This window comes from Yaniella soli (genome assembly GCF_054782375.1).
Genome location: NZ_BAAGSP010000051.1, coordinates 1 through 7,022, shown reverse-complemented (window position 1 = coordinate 7,022; position 7,022 = coordinate 1). Strand labels below are relative to the sequence as shown.

Sequence of the window (7,022 nt, the reverse complement as noted above, 5' to 3'; positions counted from 1 at the left end):
GTTGGGTCTCCGGAAGTCCAGGCCGTCCTATTTTCGCCATAACCCACCTCTAACATAAGTTGACTAGGGGTGTTGCACTGACGGTTTGAGTCTAGAGCAGCGTACTTCGCGAGGGATCCACAGTAGTGGCGAAGTACGAATTCATTGAATCCCACAAAAACACTGCTGTACGGTACTGGACGATCGCCAATATGTGCGCCTGGTTGGGCGTGTCTCGGTCTGGTTACTACGACTGGCGGTCTCGACCGCAGTCGGCCACTGCGGCCCGCCGCGAGGAGCTGACAGCTCGGATTTGGTTTTATTTTGATGACTCGGATCAGACCTATGGGTACCGGCGAGTCCATGCTGATCTGGTGGCTGAAGGCACCGACGCAAGCCCCGAACTCGTCCGCCAGATCATGACCGAAGAGCAGATGATCGCCTGTCAGCCGCGACCGTTTCGAGTCACCATCGACCCTGATGCCCAGGCTGCTGCGACCACTCCAGACCTGGTACAACGTGACTTCAGTGCTACCGCTCCGGGCCAGAAATTTGTCGGCGACATCACGTACATTCATACGTGGCAAGGCTTCATGTACTTGGCCACGGTCATTGATTGCTACTCCAAAAAAGTCGTCGGCTTCTCGATGGACGATCACATGCGCGACAGTTTAGTGACCCAGGCATTAGACAATGCCGTGGCCACTACCACCATCCAACCTCAGGCAATTTTCCACTCCGACAAGGGAGCACAGTATTCATCTAAGAATTTTCAGGCCGCTTTAGATCGTCATAAGATGCGGGCCTCGATGGGCCGCACCGGCGTCTGCTGGGATAATAGTTTAGCTGAATCGTTCTTTGCTGCGTTGAAAAACGAGCGCGTTCACCGCACCGTCTATCCCACCAAAGCTCACGCAAAACGCGACGTGTTTCGCTACATCGAAGGCTTCTACAACACCCGCAGACGTCACTCAGCGTTAGATTACCAACGACCTGCTGAAGTCCACTATGGTGGACTCCAGCTGGCCCCAGCCGCCTAAGAAAAACCATCAAATAGGTGTCCGAAAAACGCAGGGCAGATCACCGGTAGATTTCTATGTTTATTACTACACCGGCGAAACAGCGCGGGCTGGTGAAAGCGTCGATGGTCCCGTCGTCACAGGAAACCGGTTGCCCAATGGTTTGCCGTATAACTATGGACCAGCCGGGATACTGCTCTTTGTTGGGATGTCGCTCTTCCACATTGAAATAGCTTTCTTGCTGTGGTCCATTGTGCAGTTGCTGATCTTGTGTTGGGTCATCCAGTGTCTGGTCTCAGCACGATATGTGGCGCGTAAAGACGTCTTGACCTGGTTTTGTGTCTTCATACCGACCACGATCTTGGCACAGGACATGTTGTGGGGTCAGATCAACATCGTGCTGATGGCCCCGTGCTTAGACGGCGTACTCATTGCTCATGACCGCGCTAAACCAATTCTTACCGGTTCTCTTGTGTGGGTGGCTACGGCCATCAAGCTCACTCCGGGTCTTTTCATCATCTTTTTCCTCATTTCCAAACGATGGAAGGAAGCAGTGTGGGCTTGTCTTATCGGAACCGCAGCGACATTATTGGCCGGGATATTTTTTATGGAAGACTTCTGGCGTTTCTTCAGCGACACATTATGGAATCTCAGCGACCGGGTAGCATTAGGTGAAAACTTCGACACGCTCGGAAACAATTCTCTTCAAGGTACCGCCGCATATCTTGGCATAACTGGATGGCCCGTCGTCGTAGCTGTCAGGGTCACTGCCGTAGCAGGACTGGCCGCAGCCGTGTACATAAACCACCGGTCGGGACTCCTTCCGGCGATGTTATGTATCGGCTTGCTTAGTCCGTTGTTATCACCGATTAGCTGGATACATCACTTCGTATTCATGCTCCCTGCGCTGGCGTATCTCTGGTCCCGTATCAAGCCCTGATGGCGCTGGGGCCTCGGGATCATGCTATGTGTCCTGTGGGCACAAGGCACTGATCTTGGCGGATTTATCGTAGACCATGGCCAACAGTGCTATGGCCTGTCGGCCTCGTGCTGCGAGAGTCTCTGCTTCTAGGAACCGTGTTTTTCATGACAGCGCTGATTATTCAATCTATACGGAGCAAAAAGCATTCCGACTTCGACCGTGATACCGAAACAAACTATCCAACCGGCACCTTCTTAAACACCAAGGGCTGAGAACAAGCTCACAGGCATTTGGCCACGATGCTCACCTCATTAGTCGAGCCGTCCCTCAGCTACCTGGACGTATATGGTGCTGGATAATCTGCTTGGGACCCCTGGGGATCGGGCTGCTCGCAACGTGCAACGAATCCTCCCGGCAGCTATTCAAACGTGACTAAGCTGGCGCGCTAGCCCCACGTCAACGCATATGTAGCTCACCATGTCGGGACAACAGGGGCCGATGTCAGCACTCATATGCTCAAATGTTCTCTGGATCAGTTGGCTTTGTTGAATTTCGGAGGTCAACCAGCATCTCGTGGTGATTGATATTGAGGTATTCCACGTGGTCGAAATGGTCGTAGAGTTAGGTATAGTTTGAAGACAGCAGTGGCGTAGACCCATCCGATGTCAGCTAGCGCTTGGCCCAGGTTGCCGGTGGTGAATAGGTCTGTATCTGGAAAGACCGCTAGTGATTGCTCTATGTGCCATAGATTGCCATGAGCCACTGAACTGTACTCCCACCAGTTCCGCAGCAGACGGTATCTTATTGCTGCCCGATCATCATCGGGGCATTCTGGTCTACCGCACTGGCAGTTGCCTTCTTCAACGAAGTGGTCGAATGCATCTCGAATGATCTCACTTTCACGGATACCTTGGCGTCTTTTGTTCTCGGGGACGGGAAGGTCAAGGAGTTTTGCTTCTTTGGAGCGTGCGTAGACCTGAGCATTACGGTCAGAGATATATCCGTTCACAGCGTTTTTCACGTTGCTCTATATCATCTGGCGCGAGTAAATACAGAGCTTTCGTTGCACCAATCAATGTTGAACGCAAGAGTATTTCAGTGGGTATCGCGTCGTGTTGGGACAACATCAGCGACAGGGCAGCCGTTGATGACGATGCCGCATTTTTTAGTCCCTTTGAAACAAAGAAGACAAATAGATTGGCTCCTGCATCGTTTCTGAATTCTCCAGATACGGGATTGTCTTCCATTGATTTCCAGACCGGCATCTCTTGGAAGCGAGCGAATTGCTTTGTGGCCCAAGTGATTCGTTTCCGACCGATTTGCCACTGTAATTGGGTGAGTTCTTCAATCGAGGGTTCTGTGAGCATCTCAATCCACTCTCTGATTAGTATGAGATTTTCGCAACTGTGTTCGTTCTGTCTGCAGTCCGAAGCTGTTATGTGAGGTGACTGGTTGCTTGCCCTGATACTCAGCAACGCTGACAAGGTTGACGCCTAGAGCTTTGGATAATCCGGTGATGTCGGAGAGCTTGAGCCATGCCTGACCGTTGAGCAGACGGTAGAGGCGTTTGGAGTCCATACCGGCGTTCTGGGCTGTTTTGGATCGAATTCTGCCGTCTACTTTGATGACACTGTTCACCGAATAAGCGATGATATTTTGGAGCTTTGCTGCAACTATTTTGTGCTGGAGTTCGTGTTGGGCTGTCTCATATTCAGGTTTCAACCGTGCTGAAATGTCCCCGAAGAGTTGGGGAGATGCATAGAAGTCCTGGGGTTGCATTCTGTTCACAAAGGTCAGCTTATGAGGTAGATGAAATTTCTGCTGTCGAGTTTACAGTGTGTCCTGAATAGGGGACACCAGTATTCTGGATAGTGGACGCTATTGTCCTATTCGACCATTATCGATAGTTTCGGACTATGTTGTCTCAGGCTGTTTTTATGCTCCGCACACTTGTACTGCATGAAACAGAATTCTCAGCAGTTCACGTCGGCGCAATACAGTACGCTCAGAATCGGTCAGCCAGGACCGTGGCGACCCTTGGTACCCGAAATGCTGGGGCTTGTGGCGGAGTGCTATGTGTGGGTCGGTACGGCACCGTTACCGTGGCCGCAGCATCAGGGCGAGCCGTCACCCTTTATTCCTGCCAAAGCTGGTGCAGACCGCAAGATTCGGACACGCGCCGCTCAGATGGTGCCGTTGGTGTTTTCAGCAACGAAGCAGCGAGCGTTCCGGGGTGGCTACCAGTCACGTCCGAATGTCTACCGTCAGTATTTTCCACAAGCATTGCGTCAGTGGGCTGACATGGGGACAACACCGCGCACGTTATCGGATGCCGAGATCAAGGGTGTACGAGCCTACGAACCGAAGCGCACGATTCAGCCGGAGAACTGGCCTGCTATTCGGGATTTTGTCGCGAACGCGACACTGACAGTGGCCCCGAACTCTGTCGGTGATCCGTTGTCGTACATCTCGGTGATCGTACGATACGTGGACTGGTGCTATCGGGTGATGGGAATTGACCTGGTCATTGACGACATCTTCGATTTTGACATGATCGCGTACTATGCCATGAACGCGACCGATGATGTGCATTCCAAGGCGTCCAAGGGTTCGATTCGTGCGCGTCTGCTCTGGGTTGGTGACCACCTAGTGCCGGGCGGTGTCCGAGAGCGTGTTTTAGAAAAAGCCGGGCGCACCCCAGTTACTGCACCGTATAGCCAAGCCGAGATTCTTCAACTTAAGCAATGGGCGGTTTCGCAAAACACGGCATATTCCCGGCACATGTGCTGGACCGTTCTGGCGTTTGGTCTGGGTGCGGGTCTAACTAGCCGCGAATTGGTCAACTTGAAACGTGAGGATGTCACAGAAACTTCAGACGGAGTGTTTGTCACCATCCGTTCTGGTGGTGCTCCTCGACAGGTCGTGGTGACCGGTGAATGGGAAGACCACGCCATGGTCCTTGCCGAATCCGTCAAAGCTGGCGCGTATGTGTTCAGCTGTCACAAAACTGTTCGCGAGTCGACGGTCATTAGCCAGTCACTGCGCCGTACCACAGCACGTCCTAACGGGTTGCGGATCAATATGGAAAAGATGCGCTTGACCTGGTTTGTGCGCCTGTTGAACTCGGGGTGTCCGGTTCCAGTATTTCTCAAAGCCGCCGGACTTAAGGGAATGTCAGCGCTGGAACGGATCATCCCGTATTTGGACCAAGGGCCAGCGGATATTGCGGTCACTGCACTGCGTGCCTTTGATGCAGACCGCAAAGCCAAGTTCCGCGCTGACAACCCTGACTACTGCAAGCGTATCCGTCGTAAACGTGATGCGCTGCGTCGTGCTCTGGCTGAGCAGGTGCGTAGCTAATGGTTGAGACACAACGTATTGTCAGTAAGAAGGGTATTTTCGATACTCCAGTTTTTGCGACCGCACACGACGTGGCATCATCACGTCATTACGTTTTGCAAAGCGAAGTGTTGGACATGCTTAAGCAATGGGAACAAGACGATCGAAAACAGGCTGGCCTACGTGGCGCGCGTGGTGCTTTCGCGAGTACCGAGCAGATGCTGACTCTTTTACTAATCCTCGTCAGGAAAGAAGCACCGCTGACAATGACAGCGGCAACCTCTCTGGTCTATTACGGCATGGAACAGAATGCCCGAGACGAACTCGGTCTGATTTTTTCGGAGCAATCCGTCACCGCGCAGCAAATCTATGATCGTCTGTACCGTTCATTCCACCGATTCATGAAGGTCATCGACCCATACCCGATGCAGCGGCGCTGCCTGATGACGAAAGCAGAATTCGATGCCCTGAACGAAGCCGCCGATCAGCAACGCCGGGCCATCATGCTGGAGCGGTGCCGAACGCTGATGAACCGAATGCTGCTGGCAACAATCCCACGATGGGTTCGTCGTCGCTCCGATGGCAATGTTGCGGTGGACGGCACATTCGTGGCCGCCTACGGACAACAGGGGACGAAGAAACGCTCACAATACGTGGCAATCGAGCCGTACGCTGGGTTTTACGTGCGTAGCGAGGATCACTTCTACGATCCAAACGCTAAGCACAGCAAGTCCGACATCAAAGGCTGGGGCTGGGAAGCTACCCTGGCAGTACTGGGCACCAATGATCCACATCGCGAAATGACCTTCCCTCAGCTGATTGCCGGCATCAACCTGACGACACCAGGTGCAGCGCCTGGCCCAAGTGCCATTCACTCAGTGCGCTACATGCACCGTGAAGACTACCGACCGGGAGACGAGCGTTTCAAAGCTGGCATTCTTGCTGGCGACCGCATTTATGGGAACACCCCGAAGCCAGAGAACTTCCAAATCCCGGCACGCGCCCTGGGCTATGACCTACTCTTTGACCTCAAAGAAGAATACTGGGGTAAGACCTATCCGACGGGCGGCGCTATCATGCTCGAAGGTAACGCATATTCACCAGCGATCATGGCTTATCCGAAGCTGATCAGTGCAACCATTGATTACTATGCCGACGATGACAGCGAGGAGAGGATCGATAGCGAAACATACCAAAATCGTCTCCAGCAGCGCGCAAAATTCTTGGTGAAATTCCACACCGCCCAGCGCTCTGACGGGTCACGGCAGGGGATATGCCCTGCATCGGGGCCAAACCCTACGTTGCACTGCCCATTGCGGGCATTCTTCAATACAACTGTTTCTGACAAGGGCAAGACGCTGCTGCCCATCGCGAAGAAGAACGTTCCCTCAGAGGAACTGCGCGGCGGTTTATGTAACAACACCGGTGGCACCATGGTGCTACGAGGCGACGCCTGGGACAAACATGCACTGGGCGGTTACTTCCAGTTTGGAACTCCGAAATGGCACTCATACTACAGCTCTTTACGTCAGCGTGGGGAATCTGCCAACGCAACGGCCAAAGACAGTGCGAGCGTGGCGCTAGCATCCCCCGAACGGCGACGTATCCGCGGATATGCAGCAGCATTTCTTTTCTCGACGTTAATGCTGATGCACCTGAACCTAAACCTTGATCCACCGATGAGTTGGGTGTGGTTACGGCGTTTTAACGTGGAGGTGCGTCTTTGACGTGGGAAAATAGTGAGTGTTGAGACCACTATTCCA

At 53.1% G+C, this 7,022-nt stretch carries 5 protein-coding genes and 1 pseudogene; 4 read left to right on the top strand and 2 right to left on the bottom strand.

Annotated elements, in window-relative coordinates:
- Positions 1 to 101: 101 nt before the first annotated feature.
- Both ACYVJT_RS14855 and ACYVJT_RS14850 read left to right on the top strand, forming a co-directional pair.
- A pseudogene (locus ACYVJT_RS14855) lies at positions 102 to 1,019 on the top strand (IS3 family transposase); the annotation flags it as partial.
- A 130-nt stretch (positions 1,020 to 1,149) separates the two neighbouring features.
- On the top strand, positions 1,150 to 1,938 hold the full coding sequence (locus ACYVJT_RS14850; protein ID WP_343960034.1) for a glycosyltransferase family 87 protein: 789 nt from the start codon (positions 1,150 to 1,152) through the stop codon (positions 1,936 to 1,938).
- Positions 1,939 to 2,909: 971 nt separating this feature from the next.
- Here the strand turns inward: ACYVJT_RS14850 and ACYVJT_RS14845 are convergent.
- Together ACYVJT_RS14845 and ACYVJT_RS14840 are read right to left on the bottom strand one after the other, a co-directional pair.
- Positions 2,910 to 3,287: a hypothetical protein gene (locus ACYVJT_RS14845; protein ID WP_343960032.1), complete on the bottom strand. Its 378-nt coding sequence runs from the start codon at positions 3,285 to 3,287 to the stop codon at positions 2,910 to 2,912.
- Between the two features lies 1 nt (position 3,288).
- Complete coding sequence (locus tag ACYVJT_RS14840; RefSeq protein ID WP_343960030.1) at positions 3,289 to 3,708, bottom strand: hypothetical protein; 420 nt, start codon at positions 3,706 to 3,708, stop codon at positions 3,289 to 3,291.
- Positions 3,709 to 3,879: 171 nt separating this feature from the next.
- Here ACYVJT_RS14840 and ACYVJT_RS14835 point away from each other — a divergent pair, with 171 nt between their 5' ends.
- Both ACYVJT_RS14835 and ACYVJT_RS14830 read left to right on the top strand, forming a co-directional pair.
- Positions 3,880 to 5,280, top strand: a complete 1,401-nt coding sequence (locus tag ACYVJT_RS14835) for a site-specific integrase (protein WP_343960028.1) — start codon at positions 3,880 to 3,882, stop codon at positions 5,278 to 5,280.
- The gene (locus tag ACYVJT_RS14830) at positions 5,280 to 6,986 is read left to right on the top strand and encodes a hypothetical protein (protein WP_343960026.1); all 1,707 of its coding nucleotides are present in this window, start codon (positions 5,280 to 5,282) and stop codon (positions 6,984 to 6,986) included. Before ACYVJT_RS14835 ends, ACYVJT_RS14830 begins: the two co-directional genes overlap by 1 nt.
- The last annotated feature ends 36 nt before the right edge of the window (positions 6,987 to 7,022 follow it).

What these genes read in the sequence shown, in the direction of transcription:
- ACYVJT_RS14835 (WP_343960028.1), top strand. Translation starts at nt 3,880, where the DNA reads ATGAAACAGAATTCTCAGCAGTTCACGTCGGCGCAATACAGTACGCTC.
- ACYVJT_RS14830 (WP_343960026.1), top strand. Translation starts at nt 5,280, where the DNA reads ATGGTTGAGACACAACGTATTGTCAGTAAGAAGGGTATTTTCGATACT.
- ACYVJT_RS14845 (WP_343960032.1), bottom strand. Translation starts at nt 3,287, where the DNA reads ATGCTCACAGAACCCTCGATTGAAGAACTCACCCAATTACAGTGGCAA.